A 2,088-nucleotide genomic window follows, 5' to 3' on the forward strand; every position below is an offset into this window, starting at 1 on the left:
CGCTTGAATCGAAGAAGGGGGAGGCCTCGCGGCCTCCCCCTTTTTTGCGTTTACGCGCAACATTCCTTATGCAATTAAATCAATTTAATCATCCACCGCTGAATATAGACGTTCACCGTTCTTTGGTCGGTTCTTTGTTCTCAATGGACTAATATTTGCTTTAGCGTGCTACTGCGCTTGTCCTGTTTTACGGGTCGTTTTATTGATTGTGACGGAAGGACTCACATGGCAGATGTTCACGAGCTGCTTGATACTTGGATTGCCAATGTCAAGGACGAGGAGCTCCTGGCCGAGCTCAACACGATGAAGGAGCAGGGTGACGAGGACGCCATCACCGATGCTTTCTTCCAGGATCTTGCCTTCGGTACCGCTGGTCTCCGCGGCACGATCGGTGCCGGCACCAACCGTATGAATATCTATACGGTCGGTCGTGCGACGCAGGGCTTTGCCGACTACCTTAACGCAACGTTCGAGAATCCGACGGTCGCCATCGCTCGCGATAGCCGTAATAAGGGCGAGCTGTTCGTTAAGACCACCGCTGCCATTCTGGCCGCCAATGGTGTTACGGCTCTTGTGTATCCTAAGATTTCTCCGGTGACGACGCTTTCCTGGGCTGTTCGCGACCTCGCGTGCTCCGGTGGCATCTGCATGACCGCTAGCCATAACCCGGCGCCCTACAACGGCTATAAGGCCTATGGTCCCGACGGTTGCCAGATCACGAGCGAGGCCGCGGATGCTATTTCCAAGGCTATCGCCGAGACCGATACGTTTACCGGCGTGAAGTCCATGGACTTTGACGAGGCTGTTGAGCAGGGCTTGGTTAAGTGGATCGATGACTCCTGCCTCGAGCGTTATTACGATGCGGTACTCGCCCGCGGCGTGACCAACCTTTCTGCCGAGGAGATTGCCGGCGCTCCGCTCAAGCTCGTCTACACCCCACTCAACGGTACCGGTCTCATCCCCGTTACCACGGTGCTCGAGCGCGCTGGTATCACCGATGTCACCGTCGTCCCCGAGCAGAAGGAGCCCAACGGCGATTTCCCGACCTGCCCGTATCCCAACCCCGAGATCCGTCAGGCCATGCAGAAGGGTATTGATCTGTGCGAGCAGGTTCACCCCGATCTGTTGCTCGCAACCGATCCCGACGCCGACCGCGTTGGCGTTGCCGTCAAGAACGGTGATGACTACCTGCTGCTGACCGGTAACGAGATGGGCGTTCTGCTGCTCGACTATATCTGCAAGACGCGCGCCGCTCGTGGCGAGGACCTCTCCAAGAAGGTTGCCGTCACCACGATCGTGTCTTCCGCCATGGTTGATGCCCTGGCTGCTGAGTATGGCTTTGAGCTCCGCCGCTGCCTGACGGGCTTCAAGTATATTGGCGACATCATCACGTCTCTTTCCGATGCCGGCGAAGTCGATCGCTTTATCTTCGGTTTCGAGGAGAGCTACGGTTATCTGGCTGGCGATCATGTGCGCGACAAGGATGCCGTCAGCACCTCGTTGCTTATTTGCCAGATGGCTCAGTACTACAAACTGCAGGGCAAGAATCTTGCCGACGCTATGCATGAGCTGTACGAGAAGCATGGCTACTATCACAACAAGACGATTTCGCTGAGCTATCCGGGTGCCGAGGGTGCAGCAAAGATGGCTGGCATCATGGCTGGTCTGCGCGAGAATCCGCCTACGGAGCTTGCCGGGTCCAAGATCGAGGCCGTCGTTGACTACAACACCTGCGTGAACGGTCTGCCGAAGGCTAACGTCATTGAGTTCGACCTTGAGGGTGGCAACAAGGGCATTGTCCGTCCTTCCGGTACCGAGCCTAAGATCAAGCTCTATATCTTTGCCAAGGGCGTAGATGCCGCCGAGGCGGATGCAGCGCTTGACGCAATCGAGGAGTCCGGTCGCAAGCTGCTGGCATAAGGCATTTAAGGGCTTATTCCTATAGATAAGCGAAAGAGGGGATCTCGGAAACGAGGTCCCCTCTTATATTTGTCTGGCAGCCGAGAGATCTTACTATGTGTAGGAAATGTGTACGCCCAGATTCCCGCCCCGCACGCCCCTCCGGTCTGGCAATATATCTCCTTGCCG

Annotated in this window: 1 protein-coding gene; it reads left to right on the forward strand. The window is 56.3% G+C overall.

Features of this window, described 5'->3' with window-relative positions; all coding sequences use genetic code 11:
• The first annotated feature begins 225 nt into the window (after nt 1-225).
• On the forward strand, nt 226-1,920 hold the full coding sequence (locus I2G43_RS02505; protein ID WP_195534962.1) for a phospho-sugar mutase: 1,695 nt from the start codon (nt 226-228) through the stop codon (nt 1,918-1,920).
• The last annotated feature ends 168 nt before the right edge of the window (nt 1,921-2,088 follow it).

Origin of the sequence: Collinsella aerofaciens, from assembly GCF_015557435.1 — a bacterium.
Classification (GTDB): Bacteria; Actinomycetota; Coriobacteriia; order Coriobacteriales; family Coriobacteriaceae; genus Collinsella; species Collinsella aerofaciens_Z.